Origin of the sequence: Mesorhizobium sp. WSM2561, from assembly GCF_000513915.1 — a bacterium.
Taxonomy (GTDB): domain Bacteria; phylum Pseudomonadota; class Alphaproteobacteria; order Rhizobiales; family Rhizobiaceae; genus Mesorhizobium; species Mesorhizobium muleiense.
Genome location: NZ_AZUX01000114.1, coordinates 1 through 1,394 on the forward strand (window position 1 = coordinate 1; position 1,394 = coordinate 1,394).

Here is a 1,394-nt window from a genome sequence, read left to right on the forward strand (position 1 = left end):
ATTTCCGGCAAGGCTGCCGGCACCATCAATCCGAACGGCGCCAGCGATTTTTCGCTCGACCTGGCCTCGACCGGCCCGAGCCTGCCGCTGGCGCTTGGCAGCACCGAGAGCCCGATCAAGCTCGAGTTGCAGGCGCTGTCGGTGGAGGTCGCGGGGCAGGGCACGCAATCGACGCTGAATATCTCCGCGACACTGCCGTCGGTCGCCACCAACCTCGCCAAGGCCGAAGGCATCGCGCTTGCGCTCCATTCCGACGCCTTCAATCTGAAGGGCCGAACAGGGCCGATCTCCGGCACGGTGACGGCGGACAAAATCGGCCTGGACAATCCGACCATCGCGCCGCTGCTCGCCGGAAAGATTACTGCCAAGGTCGCCGGCGATCTCGCTACCGATACCATCGTCATCGACAGCGGCTCGGTAACGAGCGAGGTACTGGACAGCGGCTTTAATGGAAGGGTCTCCCTGGCCGATGGCGCCATCGATCTCAACCTCAGGGCGGTTGCGGCTTCCGCGGCACTGCCGGCGGCAGTGCGCGGCGTGCTCGCCGAGCGGACGCAGCTCAGCGCGGCACTGAAGCGCGACGCCAACGGCAATGTTATCGCCAACGCCATCAGGCTGGTATCAGGTGCATTCAGCGCCGACGGGCAGGCCAGCCTCGCCGACAACAAGGTCAGCGCCGACGTCAAGGGCGCGCTCGCCGACATCTCGCTTCTGTCCGGGGATGCCAAGGGCGCCATCACCTTCGCGCTGAACGCGCAAGGCGCCAGCACCGCGCCCGACCTGTCGCTGACGGTCAACAGCGACCGGCTTTCGGTGGCGGCGCGAGAAATCACCGGGCTAAAGCTCACCGCGACGGGGAAGGGCGACATCGCCAGCCCGGCGGCCGATATCTCGCTCACCGGATCCGTCAATGACGAGCCACTCGATTTCAAGGCGTCGCTGGTAACGCGCCAGGGAAAGCGGTCCATAAACGGACTAAGCCTGTCACTGGGCGACAACAAAGTTTCGGGCGACCTTGCTCTCGACGATCGATTCCTGCCGCTCGGCACGGTTGCGCTGGATCTACCCGATATCAGTCCGCTCGCAGCCCTGGCGCTGGAAAAAGCTGACGGCGACGTGCGTGGCACGATCGTCTTCTCGAAGACCGGCAATGCGCCTCATGTCGCCATCAAGGCGACCACAGATTCAATTTCGCGCGGCGATCTTTCGGCAAAGACGGTCACCATCGATGCGCTGATTGCCAACTATGTCGCCGCACCGGCGATCTCCGGAAAAATCCGTGCCGACAGCGTCACCTCCGGCGCCACCGTGATCAGCGGCATCGGTGTCGATTTGAAGCGCGACGGCGACTGGACCGGGTTTTCCGGCGGCGCCACCGTCGCCGGCATTCCGGC

1 pseudogene is annotated in these 1,394 nt (G+C 64.8%); it reads left to right on the forward strand.

Features of this window, described 5'->3' with window-relative positions:
- Positions 1-1,394: pseudogene (locus M727_RS42710) on the forward strand (translocation/assembly module TamB); the annotation flags it as partial.